The sequence below is a fragment of the Streptomyces scopuliridis genome, from assembly GCF_042790125.1.
In the GTDB taxonomy this organism is placed as follows: domain Bacteria; phylum Actinomycetota; class Actinomycetes; order Streptomycetales; family Streptomycetaceae; genus Streptomyces; species Streptomyces scopuliridis_A.
This window is the reverse complement of the sequence record NZ_JBHTZS010000030.1, coordinates 37,768-52,086: the sequence shown is the minus strand read 5'-3', so window position 1 is coordinate 52,086 and position 14,319 is coordinate 37,768. Positions and strand designations below refer to the sequence as shown.

Genomic DNA, 14,319 nt, shown 5'->3' with positions numbered 1-14,319 from the left:
TACCGGCCGGGCGCCGGAGGGTCGTCCCCGGGAGCCGGGGACCCCAGGGTCCGCCGGGCCGGGACGGCGGGGTCCGCCGGGCGAGGACGGCGGGGTCCGCCGGGCCGGGAGCGCGGGGCCTGTCGGGGGGTGCGCGGCGGCCCTGTGGTTACCCTCAAGGGGTGAGCAGCAGCAGCGAGCAGACCGCCCCCGCATCCTCCCCGCGCCCCCCGCGCCTGACCGCGGCGGCCGGCGCCTGTGGGCTCGAAGCCCTGGCGCTCGTCATCGGCGGTGTGTATCTGCTGGTGATGGGGTTGCTCGGGAAGCCCGACAGCCCGCAGCAGGCGGAGATGGGCGGGATCACGCTGATCGCGCTCGGTGTCATCCCGCTGATCGCCGCGCGCGGGCTGCTGCTGCGGCGCGCCTGGAGCCGGGGGCCCGCACTGATCACCCAGATCATGGCGCTGCCCGTCGCCTATACGCTGCTGACCTCCACGGGCGGCATGATCCCGGCCGGTATCGCGCTCGCGGTGGTCGCGGTGGCGGGGCTGGTCCTGCTGGTCAACCCGACCACCACGGAAGCCCTCGGCATCCGCGGCCCGGCCGACGGCTCCCGGAGCTGAGAGCCCCCGTACCGCCAGGGCCCCCGTACCGCTCTACTCCTCCACCAGCAGCCGCTCACGCAGCTGCGCGAGCGTACGGGCCAGCAGTCGCGAGACATGCATCTGCGAGATGCCGACCTCCTGCGCGATCTGCGACTGCGTCATATTGCCAAAGAACCGGAGCAGCAGAATCCGCTTCTCTCGTGGCGGCAGATCCTCCAGCAGCGGCTTGAGCGACTCGCGGTACTCGACGCCCTCCAGCGCCTCGTCCTCCGCGCCCAGCGTGTCCGCGACCGCCGGGGACTCGTCGTCCGTGTCCGGGACGTCCAGCGAGAGTGTGGAGTACGCGTTGGCGGACTCCAGGCCCTCCAGGACCTCTTCCTCCGAGATGCCGAGCCGCTCCGCCAGCTCATGGACCGTGGGCGAACGGCCGTGCTGCTGGGAGAGTTCGGCGGTGGCCGTCGTCAGGGCGAGCCGCAGTTCCTGGAGGCGGCGCGGCACCCGGACCGCCCAGCCCTTGTCGCGGAAATGCCGCTTGATCTCCCCGACGACCGTCGGCGTCGCATACGTCGAGAACTCGACACCACGCTCCGGATCGAACCGGTCCACGGACTTGATCAGACCGATGGTGGCGACCTGCGTCAGATCGTCCAGCGGCTCGCCGCGATTGCGGAACCGTCTCGCCAGATGCTCGACCAGCGGCAGATGCATCCGCACCAGCTGATTGCGGAGGTCCGCCTTCTCGGGCGAGCCGTCGGGCAGCTTGCGCAGCTCGATGAACATCGCCCGCGCACCGCTGCGGTCATGTGGATCGTGGTGCTTGTCGTTGTGCTGCTCGCTCATAGTGGCCGCCCGCTCTGCCTGCGCCTGCTCCGCCGCGGCCGTCTGGCCGTCAAGTCCGTCCTCCGGGTGGGGACGGGCCTGCTGCTCCGGGATGCCCGCGGGGGAGGGCACCGGCTCCGACGGAGCTTCGTGCCCTTCCCGCGGCTCCCGTGGGATGCGCCCCTCGTCACGCACCGGACCGTCCCCGTTCCTCACGCCGGCCCGGGTCCCGCGCCGCGCTGTTTGTACAGGCTGATCGTGACCGTACGGTCCTCCGCGACCGTCGATTCGACCTTGCCGGCCAGCGCGGAGAGCACTGTCCAGGCGAAGGTGTCGCGCTCCGGCGCGCGCCCGTCGGTGGTGGGCGCCGACACGGTCACTTCGAGCGCGTCCTCGATGAGCCGGAAGACGCAGCTGAGTACGGAGCCCGGTACGGCCTGCTGGAGCAGGATCGCGCAGGCCTCGTCCACCGCGATGCGGAGGTCCTCGATCTCGTCGAGGGTGAAGTCCAAGCGCGCCGCGAGGCCGGCCGTGGCCGTACGCAGCACGGACAGGTAGGCACCCGCAGCGGGCAGCCGGACTTCCACGAAGTCCTGGGTCCCGGGCTCGCCTGCGATCTGGGACACCCTCACCTCCAAGGTGGCACAAGCTCTTCTGGGCTCAGGGACAGGGGATGTCCCGGAGCCTTGCGGTACGTAGTCGGTACGTAGCCGGTCTGGAGTGGCGACGCTATCGCGATCCATGGTGCTGTGTCGCCGGGACCCCCTCCCGGCGACTGTCACTCATGGTAAGCATATGAACACAGAAAGTGGCTAGAGGTCTGTGGCGTCCAATTACGAAGAACCGGCGGAGGGTTGACGTACCCAGTCGTCAGACGATCGAACCGTCCACGAAGCACCACCGCCAGCTCTCCCCGGGTTCGAAACTCCGCATCACGGCATGACCCGTGTCCTTGAAGTGTTGTGTCGCGTGTTGGTAGGGCGAGGAGTCACAGCAGCCGATCTCTCCGCAGACCAGGCAGATCCGCAGCTGTACGGGGTGGCTGCCGGCCGCGAGGCAGTCGCGGCAGGTGTCCGCGCGCGGCGCGGGCTCGGGGCGCGGCAGTTCCGCGACGTGGGGGCACTCGCTCATGATGACCAGGTTACGACGGGTGCAGAGGACGTGGAATGGACGTATTGCCGCTGATCGCGCTGGTGGCGGGGAGCGCGGCTATCGCCGGCGCGGCCCGCAGGACGCCGGTCGCCGCGCCGTTGCTGTTGGTCGCCGCGGGGCTGGGCGCCTCGTACGTGCCGGGTGTACCGGACTACACACTGGATCCGCATGTCGTGCTGCCGCTGGTGCTGCCGCCGCTGTTGTACACGGCGGCGGTGGACAGTTCGTATCTCGATCTGCGGGCGAACATCAGGCCGGTCGCGCTGCTGTCGGTGGGGTATGTCCTGTTCGCGACGGTCGCGGTCGGCTGGCTGGTGTATCTGCTGGTGCCCGATCTGCCGTTGACGACGGCGCTGGTGCTCGGCGCCGTCGTCGCGCCGCCGGACGCGGTCGCCGCCACGGCCATCGCGCGCAAACTGGGGCTGCCGAACCGGATCACGACCATCCTCCAGGGTGAGTCCCTGGTGAACGACGCGACGGCGATCACCGCGTTCAAGGTGGCGCTGGCCGCGGCGGTCGGCGCGGGCGCGAGCTGGGCCGGCGGGATCGGGGAGTTCGCGCTGGCGTCGCTCGGCGGCATCGGGGTGGGGCTGGTGCTGATGGTGCCGCTGCACTGGCTCCGTACGCATCTGACCGAGGCGCTGCTGCAGAACACCCTCTCGCTGCTCATCCCGTTCCTCGCCTACGCGCTGGCCGAATACGTGGGCGCGTCCGGGGTGCTGGCCGTCGTGGTGGTCGCGCTCTATCTCGGACACCGTTCCTGGCAGGTGGACTTCGCGACGCGGCTCCAGGAAGCGGCGGTGTGGAAGATGGTCGCGTTCGTGCTGGAGTCGGCGGTGTTCGCGCTGATCGGACTCCAGCTGTCCTATGTGGTCAGGGGACTCGGGGAGTACGGGGTCGGGGAATCGCTGCTGTACGCGCTGGGCGTATTCGTGGTGGTCGTGGCGGTCAGATTCGTCTGGGTCTATCCGGCGACCTTCCTGCCGCGCGCGCTGTTCCCCGGGATCAGGAAGCGCGAACCGGACACCAACTGGACCGCGCCGCTGATCGTCGGCTGGGCCGGGATGCGCGGTGTGGTGTCGCTGGCGATCGCGTTCTCGATCCCGCTGACGATGGAGGACGGCCGGCCGTTCCCCGGGCGCAATCTCGTCCTGTTCCTGACCTTCACGACCGTGATCGGCACGCTGGTCGTGCAGGGGCTCACACTGCCGCCGCTGATCCGGCTGCTGAAGCTCCCGGGCCGCGACCGGCAGGCCGAGACCCTGGCCGAGGCGCAGGCGCAGAGCGAGGCGTCGGGGGCGGCGGAACGGCGGCTGGACGCCCTGCTGGCCGATGAGCGCAACGCGCTGCCGCCGCCGCTGGCCGAACGGCTCCGTGCCGTCCTGGAGCGCCGCCGCAACGCGGTCTGGGAGCGGCTCGGAGCCGTCAACGAGGTGACGGGGGAGTCGGCGGACGACACCTACCGGCGGCTGTCCCGGGAGATGATCGAGGCGGAGCGCGCGGTGTTCGTGGAGCTGCGGGACCGGCGGCGGATCGACGACGAGATGATGCGGACGCTGCTGCGCAGACTGGACCTGGAGGAGGCGATGGCCTACCGGGAGGAGGGCTGAGGCGGCTCCGGCCCGGACGGTTCCGGCCGGCCCGTGATGACGGCGGCGACGGTCGTGCCCGGCGGGAACGCGCCCTCCTCGGCCAGCGCGGTCAGCCCGTACAGCATCTTGGCGACATAGAGACGTTCCACCCGCAGCCCGTGCCGCTCCCCGAACTCCTCGGCGAACGCGTCGAGCGCGGGGGTGGTACGGGCGAAGCCGCCGAAGTGGAAGCGTCCGTCGAGCCGCCAGTCGCCGACGGGGCCGCCGAACGCGGCCTGTTGGAGCTCCCGTATCTCCCGCTCCAGGAAGTCGCCCCTGAGTACCGGGAATCCCACGGCCCGCTGACCGCTGCCGAGCCCGGCGGCGAGCCCCGCGAGCGTCCCGCCGGTGCCACAGGCCACGGCGACGGTCCCGGCCACGCCGCGCAGCTCGCGGCCCAGCTCGGTGCAGCCCCGGGCCGCGAGCGCGTTGCTGCCGCCTTCCGGTACGACGTACACGGCGCCGGGCTCCAGCCCCGCGCGGCCCAGTACGGCGGCCAGCACCTCGGGCTCCGACTTGCGCCGGTAGGCCGCGCGGTCCACGAAACACAGCCGCATCCCGTCGGCCGCGCACCGGGTGAGCGACGGATTGAGCGGCCGGTCCGCCAGCTCGTCGCCCCGTACGACACCGACGGTGGCGAAGCCGAGGAGCCGGCCGGCGGCGGCGGTCGCGCGCAGATGGTTGGAGTACGCGCCGCCGAAGGTCAGCAGCGTCCGCCGGCCGCTCGCGGCGGCGGCCCGCAGATTCGGCGCCAGTTTGCGCCACTTGTTGCCGGCCAGTTCGGGGTGGATCAGATCGTCGCGTTTGAGCAGCAGCCGTACGCCGTGGCGCGCGAAGCGCTCGTCGTCGGCGGGCACCAGCGGCGAGGGCAGCCGGGGCCGCAGAGCGGCGGCGAGGTCGGGCGTTTCATGGCGGGGCACGCCTTCATTGTGGCGCCACCCGAGGGCCGGGCACTGTGGCGCCAACCGGTGCGGGGCTTCGTAGGACGGACCCCGGCCCGTGACAGACCCCGCCCCGTGACAGACCCCGGCACTGCCCGCCCCTGGAGCGCGTCACTTCAGGCGGTCGCGGACGCGGTCCCGCATCGCGTCCATCGTGAACCCGCGCGGGTCGACCTTGCCCGGCTGCCACTCCAGATGTCCGATCACCGACCCGGCGCCCCAGCCGTGGTGCCGGCAGACCGCCGCCGCGGCCTTCTCGATGGCCGCCAACTGGGCCTCGGGCCACGGGTCCTCGCCGTCGCCCAGGTTCTCGCACTCGAAGCCGTAGAAGTGCCGGTTCCCGTCGGTGTCGGCCTCGTTGTCCGGCGGGAGGCGCTTCTCGGCGATCACGGCCTTCAGCACGTCGCCGTCGCCCGGTCCCGCGTGATTGGCGCGTCCGTAGCCGACCAGATGGACCGTGCCGTCCTTGGCGATCACGCCGTGGCACAGCGGCCCCGGCAGCGCGTCGTGGCCGTCCCTGCACAGCCGCACCGTGGCGTCCGTGCCCCGGGTGACGGTGTGATGGACGACCACGCCGTGCACGGGCCCCCAGGGGCCCTGGCGGTCGCGGTTGTGGGTGCGCCAGTCGCCGACCTCGACGACGGTCAGCCCTTCACTCTTCAGGGCGTCGAGGAACTGGGCCGCGGACATGGGTGAGGCCATGGGGGACTCCTTGCGGTTCGCTGTGGGGGGTTCGGCGTGGGGTTCGATGCGGGGGTTCGGTGCGCGGTGCGCCGCGTCCGGACGTAATGAACGTGCGCGTGTAGTTCCCCGTTCTGCGTCATCCAGTCCCACTCATATGTGTAATGGCGCGTGTACGCCACGTGCTGGAACCATTCTTCTCGCAGGTCAGTACATGATCGAAGGGGAGACTTCATGTCGGTTGGTAACGAGGTTCTCGCAGCGCAGCCGCCGTCCCAGCAGAGTCTTGGAACGGCCGCGGCCAGGAACCTGGCGACCACCACCAAATCGGTACCGCAGATGCAGGAGATCACCTCTCGGTGGCTGCTGCGCATGCTGCCCTGGGTGCAGGTCCAGGGCGGTACGTACCGGGTGAACCGCAGGCTCAGCTACGCGGTCGGCGACGGACGCGTGACGTTCGTGCAGACGGGGGACCGGGTCACGGTCATCCCCGCCGAGCTCGGCGAGCTGCCGGCGCTGCGCGCGTACGACGACGAGGGTGTGCTGTCCGAGCTGGCGCGCCGCTGCGAGCAGCGGGAGTTCGCGGCGGGCCAGGTCATGGTGGCCGCCGGCGACGCGGCGGACGAGGTCTTTCTGCTGGCGCACGGCCGGGTCGAGAAGGTGGGCTCGGGCCCCTACGGGGACGACGCGGTGCTCGAAGTACTCGCCGACGGGGCGTACTTCGGCGACCAGGCCCTGGTGGACGGGGAGGCGACCTGGGAGTACACCGCGAGGGCGGCGACGGCCTGCACCGTGCTGGTGCTGAGCCGACGGGACGTACGCAACCTCGCGGAGCGCGAGGACTCGCTGCGCGACCATCTGGCGGCGGTCGTGTCCGTACCGCACCAGCGCACCAACAAGTACGGCGAGGCCGCGATCGATCTCTCCGCCGGGCATGTCGGCGAGAGCGTCGTGCCGCATACGTTCGTGGACTACGAGGCGTCGCCGCGCGAGTACGAACTGAGCGTCGCGCAGACCGTGCTGAAGGTGCACAGCCGGGTCGCCGACCTCTACAACCAGCCCATGAACCAGACCGAGCAGCAGTTGCGGCTCACGGTCGAGGCGCTGCGCGAGCGCCAGGAGCACGAGCTGATCAACAACCGCGAGTTCGGTCTGCTCAACAACTGCGACTACGGGCAGCGGCTCCAGCCGCACGACGGCGCGCCGACCCCGGACGACATGGACGAGCTGCTCTCCCGCCGGCGTGGCTCGAAGATGTTCCTCGCGCATCCGCGGGCCATCGCCGCGTTCGGCCGCGAGTGCAACAAGCGGGGGCTCGTTCCGGCCACTGTGGAGGTGGCGGGCCACCATATGCCCGCCTGGCGCGGGGTGCCGATCTTCCCGTCCAACAAGATCCCGATCTCGGACGCCCGGACGACCTCGATCATCTGTATGCGTACGGGCGAGGCCGAGCAGGGTGTCATCGGCCTCCAGCAGAGCGGGATCCCGGACGAGATCGAGCCGAGCCTGTCCGTCCGCTTCATGGGCATCGACGAGCAGGCGATCATCTCGTACCTGGTCACGGCCTACTACTCGGCCGCCATTCTGGTGCCGGACGCCGTGGGTGTGCTGGAGAACGTGGAAGTGGGGCGCTGGGGGTGAGGTGACCGGCCCGGACGGGCCGGCTGTGCTCCTTCGTACGGCCGGCCCCGGGCACCCGGGCACCCGGGCACCGGCACCCGGTGTCCGGACAGGCCCTGGTCCCCACCCCCTGTCCCCCGTCCCATGTCCGTGGGACAGGCCGCACGCCTCGTGCCGCAGAGGAAGTGACCGTGACCATGACCAGCACGGATGCCGCCACCGAGGGCCACGAGGCCGTGGCACTCCTGGAGCGCACCCGCACCGCTGTCCACCCCGAACTGCGCTCCACCGTCGAATCGTTGCCCGATTCCCTGCGCCGGGTCGCGATGTACCACCTCGGCTGGGAGCACGCCGACGGCACCCCGGCCTCGGGCCGGGCGGGCAAGGCCATCAGACCCGCGCTCGTCCTCGCCGCCGCGCGGTCGCTCGGCGGGGATCCGCACCACGCCGTACGGGCCGCCGTCGCCGTCGAACTGGCGCACAACTTCACGCTGCTCCACGACGATGTGATCGACGAGGACCCGACCCGGCGGCATCGCGCCACCGCCTGGACGGTCTTCGGCACCGCCGACGCCATCATCGCGGGCGACGCCATGATGGCCCTCGCGCTGCGGCTGCTCGCCGAGGACCCGCACCCGGCGTCGGCCGCGGCCTCGGCCAGGCTCGCGGCCTGCGTCATCGAGCTGTCCGCGGGCCAGCAGACGGACTGCGCCTTCGAGCAGCGCGATCCGCACGAGGTCTCGCTGGACGAGTGTGTCGCCATGGCGACGGCCAAGACCGGTGCCCTGCTGGGCACTTCCTGCGCGCTCGGCGCGCTGTACGCGGGCGCGGGGGAGGAACAGGTCGCCGCGCTGGACGCCTTCGGGAGGGAGGCGGGGCTCGCCTTCCAGCTGATCGACGACCTGATCGGGATCTGGGGCGACCCCGACCGTACGGGCAAACCGGCCGGGGCGGATCTGGCCGCCCATAAGAAGTCCCTGCCGGTGGTCGCGGCCCTGGCCTCTGGCACCCCGGCGGGAGAGGAGCTGGCCGAGCTGTACCGGGGGCCGATGGACGCCGGGGCGGTGGCGCGCGCGGCTGCGGCCGTCGAACGGGCGGGCGGGCGCGACTGGGCGCAGTTCCAGGCGGCCGAGCGGATGTCCCGGGCCGTGCACGAACTGTCCCGGGCGGTCCCCGATCTGTCGGCGGCGGACGATCTGCTGGCCCTGGCGGAGTTCGTGACGCGCCGTACCCGCTGAGGCGCGCGAGGACCCGTCGGCGCGGCCGTAGGGCATTTTTCCGCCCAACTCTAGGATCAGCTCGTCGTATTGACGCGAGGGTTGTCATCCGGAGGAGGGCCAGAGGATGGGCGCGGGGACGGAACGGGCGGGGACGGAACGGGCCGGGACAGGACGGGCGGGGATCAGGCCGGCCGGGATCAGACGGGCGGGGGAGAGCGACCGGCCCGCCTTGGTACGGCTGCTCGAAGAGGCATTCGACGACGACCCCGTGAGCTGCTGGATCTTCCCCGACAAGGCCCACCGCCACCGGGTGCACGGGCTCTTCCTCGGGGTGTTCGCCGATGTCGCGCTCGCCGAGGGGTGGGTGGACCTCCTGGAGGACGAGACGGGCATGGCGCTCTGGCTCCCGGTGCCGGCGGGCCCGCCGGAGGAGGAGGACGACACCCCGGCCCGGATGCGGGCGATCGCCGATCCGGACAACGAGCGGACCGAGCTGGTCGGCCGGCTGACGGGCGCGATCCATCCGCACGACCGCGCGCACGCGTATCTGCTGATGATCGCGGTGTCCCCGGAGCACCAGGGCCGGGGGCTGGGCCGGGCGCTGATCGAACCCGTGCTGGAGCGCTGCGACCGTGAGGGGCTTCCGGCCTATCTGGAGGCGAGCAGCGAGCGGAGCCGGCGGCTGTACGAACGGCTCGGGTTCGGCCTCATGGGCAGGACGGTCGATCTGCCGGACGGGCCGCACATGTGGCCCATGTGGCGGGAACCGCGGGGCGGCTGAGAAGGGCAGGGGAAATCCGCTTGCGTCACCACTACACCCAAAGCACTATGAGTGCAGTGGTCAGGCGGCCGGGGTGACTTCTCGGGGACGCCGGCCCGTTCCTGTCGTCCAGAGGCCCGGAGGATCCGGCTTGCGCAAGCTCACGTACTTCATCGCGGTATCGATCGACGGCTTCATCGGCGCCCCCTCGGGCGACGCCACGGCCTTCCTGTCCTTCGTGGACGAGGAGTTGTTCGCGTTCCTGAAGGAGGAGTACCCGGAGACGCTGCCCACCCATGGCCGTCGCCCGCTCGGTATCGACGATCTGGAGAACCGTCACTTCGACACCATCATCCAGGGCAGGGCCAGTTACGACCTCGCCCTGGAGGCCGGGGTCACCAGTCCGTACGCGCATCTGCGGCAGTACGTGGTGTCGCGCAGCATCAAGGAGAGCCCGGATCCGGCGGTCGAGATCGTCTCCGGGGACGTGGCCGCGAAGGTGCGGGAGCTGAAGGCCGAGGAGGGCGGGCTCGGGATCTATCTCTGCGGCGGCGCCGATCTCGCGGGGCAGTTGACCGAGGAGATCGACGAGCTGATCATCAAGACGTATCCGCTGGTCCTCGGCTCGGGGATGCCGATGTTCGCGACGGATTTCGCCCTTGGCGAGTTCACCTTGGAGTCCGTCAGGACGTTCGGGAACGGTGTGCTCGTGAGGAAGTATGACCGGAAGCCGTGACCCGTGCTGCGACGGAAGATCCGCTACCGCTACAGTCCGCGCCATGACAGCGGAGTCGACGGATTCATGGGCGGGTTGGTACCGGGACCGCCTGGGCGCGGAAGCGATCACCCTGAGCGCGGGTGCACAGCACGTACGTACTCACATCAGGGGAGTTGAGTACGAAGGGGCGGATTTCGCCGTCCTGGAAGCGGTGGGGGCCGGCGGGCTGCTGTCGTCCTGCGTCATGGAATGGGACATACCGCTGCCGGTCAGCTCGGCCGGCGCCGTCCAGCAGGCCACGCTCAGCTGTCTGCTGACGCTCGGTGAGCGGGCGGCCGAAGGGCCGGTCGGCCGGGCCGAACTGAGCCTGACGCTGCACTGCGGCGGGGCGGCCTACGCGTCGGGGATCGCCGGGGGCGGCTTCGAGGAGGCGCTCGGCCGGATCCGGCGCCAGCTGCCGGACGGTACGGAGCTGGGCGACCGGCCGCTGGTGGGAGCGTCCTGACGAACTGAGCCCCCGGACAGGCCCGAGCCCCGCCCTCCGGGCGGACGGCGCTATGTGTCAGACAGGCCCTAGTCCGGGACCGGGGCGTCGTCGTGGAGGACGAACTCCTCCGCGATGTCGGCCGGTTGGAATCCGGCCACTATCAGGCCGTCGAGCAGCGCGTCCAGCCGGGCGCGCGCCGCCGGTCTGCCGACACCGCGGGCGCGCTGTGTCACGGAGCGCTCCTGGACCCCGCGGGACAGCACCCGGCGCGCGGCGCGCGAGACATGCGCGCCGTGCCGTTCGGCGACCGCCGCCAGGCGCTGGGTGTCGTACGGGATCGGCAGCCGCAGCGTGACGCGATGCTCGAAGTGGCAGTACGCGGGCAGCGCCGCGGCCTCGGCGTCGGTCTGCGGCACGCCCTCGTTCCAGGGCGCCGCCACCAGCCTGGTCCGTACGACGGGGAATCCGGCCGCCGCGAGGCGCTCCGCACACCGCTCGACGGCCCGGCGCTGCTCGTCGACGGTGCCCGTACCGGGCAGGGTGAGCGTCGGCCGGGACGGCGTGCGGCCGCGGTCCAGGACGCCGTGGGTGACCGCGAGGCCATGGGCGACGGCCCAGTCGTGGAGACACGCGACCCGGTCCGGGCGGTCGGCCCGTACGGTCAGGAGTGTCTCGAAATCGCCCTCGATGGTCCGATGCGGCTCGCGGTGGGGCGACGCGCCGGTCTCCGTACTGAAGTCCACCGAGGGACGTTACCAAGGGGCACACGTGAAGGGGCGCCCCTTGGTGGGTTCGGGGCGCCCCCGTCACGCGAGGGAGGTCGGGCGGATGGTCTCCGTGGGGGAGGTCAGGAGACCTTGGCCAGCGCGGCGGCGAGGCCGTTCGCCCACAGGGCGTTGACCCGGGAGCGCTCGGCCGCGTTCGGCTGGGCGTTCTGGCAGGAGGTGCCGGGGCCGCCGCCGGACATCAGCTCGCTGCACGGGCCGGAGTAGTTGTCGGGGAGGCCGAGGACGTGCCCGGTCTCGTGCGCGGTGACGCGGGTGGAGTTGTACTGCTGGTTCTGCCGGTAGTCCAGGAAGATGTAGCCGCGGCCGTGACCGTCGGTGCTCGCGTACGAGCCGCGCGAGTCATTGCCCTCGTAGTACGTGAAGTCCGCGTTGCTGCCCGCCTGGAGCTTCACATTGGAGACGGCGCTGTTCCATATCGAGGTGGAGCTGGCTATCTGGCTCGCGAACGTGGGCGCGTTCGACGCGTTGTAGACCACGGTGACGGCCGCGGCACCGGGGTTCGCGGCACGCTTCTCGGCGACCGACTTCAGTACGGCGTCGAAGAACGCCTTGTTGCCCGCGGCCTCCGCCTTGGAGCCCTCGTAGGCGGCGTACGAGGAGGTGGTGGCCTCGCCGGCGGGGGCCGGGGCGGCGGTGGCGGTGGGCGCGACACCGAGCGTCGCGAAGGCGAGACCGATACCGGCGATGGCGGAAATGGCGGTCTTGGGGTGTCTCATGTGGGGGGCTCCTGCTCGTTCGTCGAACGGGTTGGGTACCGCCGAGTCTCGGGGAGTCCGCCCTTGTGCGGATGATGTCAAAGAGCGATAACACCAGGGCATCACCCTGGCCGTAATTCGTCGAATGCGCGTCCAATTACAGCGATTTGAACATCTGGTGTGGTGCCGGAGGCCGCTCTACTCTCGGGGCATGGAGCTGGAGGTGAGACATCTGCGTGCCCTGTGTGCCATTGCCGATGCCGGCAGTCTGCACAAGGCGGCGCGACAGCTGGGGATGAGCCAGCCATCCCTGACGACACAATTGCGGCGTATCGAGAACGCGTTGGGCGCGGAGCTGTTCTCCCGGGAACGTACCGGCTGCCGGCCCACCCCGCTGGGCCGCTCGGTACTGAGCCGGGCCCGCCCGCTCGTCTCCGGAATGGCCGCCCTGGTCACCGAGGCGCGGGTGGCGGCCGGCCTGGCCGACGGGCCGAGGCTGCGGATCGGCTCCACCGCGAGCCGGGCGCTGGTGGGATGGCTGCGCCGGCTCAGAAACCGGCTGCCCGGTACGGATATCTCGCTCCATATGGACGTCTCCGCCAACGCGTTGCTGCGGATGCTCGCCGTCGGCCAGCTCGACGTGGCCTTCGTACACGAGGTGGAGGGCTGCCCCCTGCTCGTTCCCGAGGGGCTGGAGCGGCGCGTACTGGTGGAACGGGAACCGCAGTTCATCTCCATGGCCCGGGACCATCCGGCGGCCGGCAGCCCGGTGGTGGAACTGGCGGATCTCGCCGAGGACCGCTGGATGGTCGATCCGACGGTGGACGGCGAATGGGACGGCCTGCTCCGGGTATTGGGCGCGGCCGGGCTCAACCCGCCGGTGCTGCACGGGGATTACCTCACGGCGGCCTCACTGATCGCGGTCGGCGAGGCGGTCGCGCCCTGCCAGCCGACCTCGGGCCCGCGCGACGACATGGCGATCCGTCCGCTGCGGGACGATCCGCTGGCGGTGCGGCTGCTGCTGTTCTCGCGGCCGGACGTGGGGGCGGGGCCGGAGGCGGGGGCGCGACCGGAGGCGGCGGGGCCGGGCGTGGCGTGGGCGGGCGTGGGCGGCCTGGGGTCCGGCCGGGACTTGGTGTTCGCGGATCTGGAGGCGTCGTACCGTGAGGCGGCGCTGCGCGCGGTCGACTACCGCAGATGGCTGACCGCCCACAAGAGCCCACTGCTGCACGCCCCGGCGGCCTGAGAGGGCCGGGGCGCCGTACGCGGTGAGGGCCGGACAGTCGGAAAACCGGTTGATCGGTGCGGGCCCGGCTGAGTAGGCAGGAGTCCGTGCCCGTATCCGACGGGCGGCCCCCGAGGAGTGACCATGGCTCACCGTATGACCGTGCCCGGCCTGTTCCCGCCCCCCGACTACGCGCACACCGCGGTCATCGATACGGACCGTCGCCTCGCCTTCCTCGCCGGCTCCGTACCGCTCGACGCCGACGGAACACTGGTCGGCCCCGGCGATCTCGTGGCCCAGACGGAGCAGGTTCTCGCCAACCTGGAAACCGCCCTGCGCGCGATCGGCTGCGGCCTGTCCGATGTCGTGGCGACCACGGTGTACGTGGCCGCGACGGAACCGGCCGATCTCAGCCGCGTCTGGGAGGTGGTCCGCAAGAGCGACCTCACCCTGGCCCCGCACACCTCCACCCTGCTCGGAGTCACCTGCCTCGGATACACGGGACAGCTGGTGGAGATCACGGCGGTGGCCGAGGCCCCCTGACGGGCGTGGTGACAGCGCCCGGCGGATACCGGATGAGGGCCCCGCGATCCCGGCGGATTCCAGGGGCCCTCGGAGTCCTGCCCGAGGTCAGCTCGGCTGGTCTCCGATGTACCGGTAGATTCCCCCGTCGGAGTTGACGTGCCAGACGGTGCCGTCGGCGGCTACTCCGATGTCGACGGCTTTTCCGGGGATGCCGATCCATGGGTTGGTGTCGTGGCCGGTGTAGCGGTACATCTGGCCGAGGGAGTTGACGCCCCAGACGTGTGTTCTGGAGCCGACGGAGATGCGGGTGAGGCCGCCGGAGACGGGGATCCAGTCGGTGGATCCTTGGTCTCCGGTGTAGCGGTAGATGCCGCCTGCGGAGTTGACGTGCCAGACGGTGCCGTCGGCGGCTACTCCGATGTCGACGGCTTTTCCGGGGATGCCGATCCATGGGTTGGTGTCGTGGCCGGTGT

The 14,319-nt window shown here is 71.1% G+C and carries 17 protein-coding genes; 9 read left to right on the top strand and 8 right to left on the bottom strand.

What is annotated here, in order from left to right; translation table 11 throughout:
- The first annotated feature begins 161 nt into the window (after positions 1 to 161).
- Positions 162 to 602, top strand: coding sequence for a hypothetical protein (locus tag ACFRKB_RS31725; protein WP_383110060.1), 441 nt, complete (start codon positions 162 to 164; stop codon positions 600 to 602).
- Between the two features lie 33 nt (positions 603 to 635).
- Here ACFRKB_RS31725 and ACFRKB_RS31720 read toward each other — a convergent pair whose 3' ends face one another.
- The 3 genes from ACFRKB_RS31720 to ACFRKB_RS31710 form a co-directional block, all read right to left on the bottom strand.
- On the bottom strand, positions 636 to 1,619 hold the full coding sequence (locus ACFRKB_RS31720) for an RNA polymerase sigma factor SigF (protein ID WP_383110059.1): 984 nt from the start codon (positions 1,617 to 1,619) through the stop codon (positions 636 to 638).
- Complete coding sequence (locus tag ACFRKB_RS31715; RefSeq protein WP_383110058.1) at positions 1,616 to 2,029, bottom strand: ATP-binding protein; 414 nt, start codon at positions 2,027 to 2,029, stop codon at positions 1,616 to 1,618. The genes ACFRKB_RS31720 and ACFRKB_RS31715 overlap by 4 nt, the downstream gene beginning before the upstream one ends.
- Positions 2,030 to 2,273: 244 nt before the next feature.
- The gene (locus ACFRKB_RS31710) at positions 2,274 to 2,534 is read right to left on the bottom strand and encodes a UBP-type zinc finger domain-containing protein (protein WP_383110057.1); all 261 of its coding nucleotides are present in this window, start codon (positions 2,532 to 2,534) and stop codon (positions 2,274 to 2,276) included.
- Positions 2,535 to 2,569: 35 nt separating this feature from the next.
- Here ACFRKB_RS31710 and ACFRKB_RS31705 point away from each other — a divergent pair, with 35 nt between their 5' ends.
- Positions 2,570 to 4,165 (top strand): Na+/H+ antiporter, encoded by a 1,596-nt coding sequence (locus tag ACFRKB_RS31705; protein WP_383110056.1) that lies wholly within the window; start codon positions 2,570 to 2,572, stop codon positions 4,163 to 4,165.
- Here ACFRKB_RS31705 and ACFRKB_RS31700 read toward each other — a convergent pair.
- Both ACFRKB_RS31700 and ACFRKB_RS31695 read right to left on the bottom strand, forming a co-directional pair.
- On the bottom strand, positions 4,147 to 5,106 hold the full coding sequence (locus tag ACFRKB_RS31700; RefSeq protein ID WP_383110055.1) for a 1-aminocyclopropane-1-carboxylate deaminase/D-cysteine desulfhydrase: 960 nt from the start codon (positions 5,104 to 5,106) through the stop codon (positions 4,147 to 4,149). The two genes, ACFRKB_RS31705 and ACFRKB_RS31700, sit on opposite strands and share 19 nt — an antisense overlap.
- Positions 5,107 to 5,238: 132 nt before the next feature.
- Positions 5,239 to 5,829 (bottom strand): N-acetylmuramoyl-L-alanine amidase, encoded by a 591-nt coding sequence (locus ACFRKB_RS31695; protein ID WP_383110054.1) that lies wholly within the window; start codon positions 5,827 to 5,829, stop codon positions 5,239 to 5,241.
- Positions 5,830 to 6,042: 213 nt separating this feature from the next.
- Between ACFRKB_RS31695 and ACFRKB_RS31690 the strand changes: the two genes are divergently transcribed.
- The 5 genes from ACFRKB_RS31690 (at position 6,043) to ACFRKB_RS31670 (ending at position 10,631) form a co-directional block, all read left to right on the top strand.
- Positions 6,043 to 7,449: a family 2B encapsulin nanocompartment shell protein gene (locus tag ACFRKB_RS31690; protein ID WP_383110053.1), complete on the top strand. Its 1,407-nt coding sequence runs from the start codon at positions 6,043 to 6,045 to the stop codon at positions 7,447 to 7,449.
- A gap of 176 nt (positions 7,450 to 7,625) precedes the next feature.
- Positions 7,626 to 8,666, top strand: coding sequence for a family 2 encapsulin nanocompartment cargo protein polyprenyl transferase (locus ACFRKB_RS31685; RefSeq protein WP_383110052.1), 1,041 nt, complete (start codon positions 7,626 to 7,628; stop codon positions 8,664 to 8,666).
- Positions 8,667 to 8,772: 106 nt separating this feature from the next.
- Positions 8,773 to 9,429 carry a GNAT family N-acetyltransferase gene (locus ACFRKB_RS31680; RefSeq protein ID WP_383110051.1) on the top strand — a complete coding sequence of 219 codons (657 nt, stop codon included), beginning with the start codon at positions 8,773 to 8,775 and terminating at the stop codon, positions 9,427 to 9,429.
- 130 nt (positions 9,430 to 9,559) lie between these two features.
- Positions 9,560 to 10,144 carry a dihydrofolate reductase family protein gene (locus ACFRKB_RS31675; RefSeq protein WP_383110050.1) on the top strand — a complete coding sequence of 195 codons (585 nt, stop codon included), beginning with the start codon at positions 9,560 to 9,562 and terminating at the stop codon, positions 10,142 to 10,144.
- Positions 10,145 to 10,187: 43 nt separating this feature from the next.
- Positions 10,188 to 10,631: a DUF6304 family protein gene (locus tag ACFRKB_RS31670; RefSeq protein ID WP_365971140.1), complete on the top strand. Its 444-nt coding sequence runs from the start codon at positions 10,188 to 10,190 to the stop codon at positions 10,629 to 10,631.
- A gap of 68 nt (positions 10,632 to 10,699) precedes the next feature.
- Here the strand turns inward: ACFRKB_RS31670 and ACFRKB_RS31665 are convergent, their stop codons facing one another.
- Entirely contained in the window at positions 10,700 to 11,356 is a 657-nt protein-coding gene (locus ACFRKB_RS31665; protein ID WP_383110049.1) for a regulatory protein RecX, read from the bottom strand.
- A gap of 104 nt (positions 11,357 to 11,460) precedes the next feature.
- The gene (snpA, locus tag ACFRKB_RS31660) at positions 11,461 to 12,117 is read right to left on the bottom strand and encodes a snapalysin (protein WP_383110048.1); all 657 of its coding nucleotides are present in this window, start codon (positions 12,115 to 12,117) and stop codon (positions 11,461 to 11,463) included.
- A 190-nt stretch (positions 12,118 to 12,307) separates the two neighbouring features.
- On the opposite strand from snpA, the gene ACFRKB_RS31655 reads away from it, so the two are divergent.
- Positions 12,308 to 13,342 carry a LysR family transcriptional regulator gene (locus tag ACFRKB_RS31655; protein WP_383110047.1) on the top strand — a complete coding sequence of 345 codons (1,035 nt, stop codon included), beginning with the start codon at positions 12,308 to 12,310 and terminating at the stop codon, positions 13,340 to 13,342.
- Positions 13,343 to 13,465: 123 nt separating this feature from the next.
- Complete coding sequence (locus ACFRKB_RS31650; RefSeq protein WP_383110046.1) at positions 13,466 to 13,864, top strand: RidA family protein; 399 nt, start codon at positions 13,466 to 13,468, stop codon at positions 13,862 to 13,864.
- Between the two features lie 87 nt (positions 13,865 to 13,951).
- Here ACFRKB_RS31650 and ACFRKB_RS31645 read toward each other — a convergent pair.
- Positions 13,952 to 14,319: tectonin domain-containing protein (locus ACFRKB_RS31645; protein WP_383110045.1), on the bottom strand; the 368-nt coding region annotated here is incomplete at its 5' end.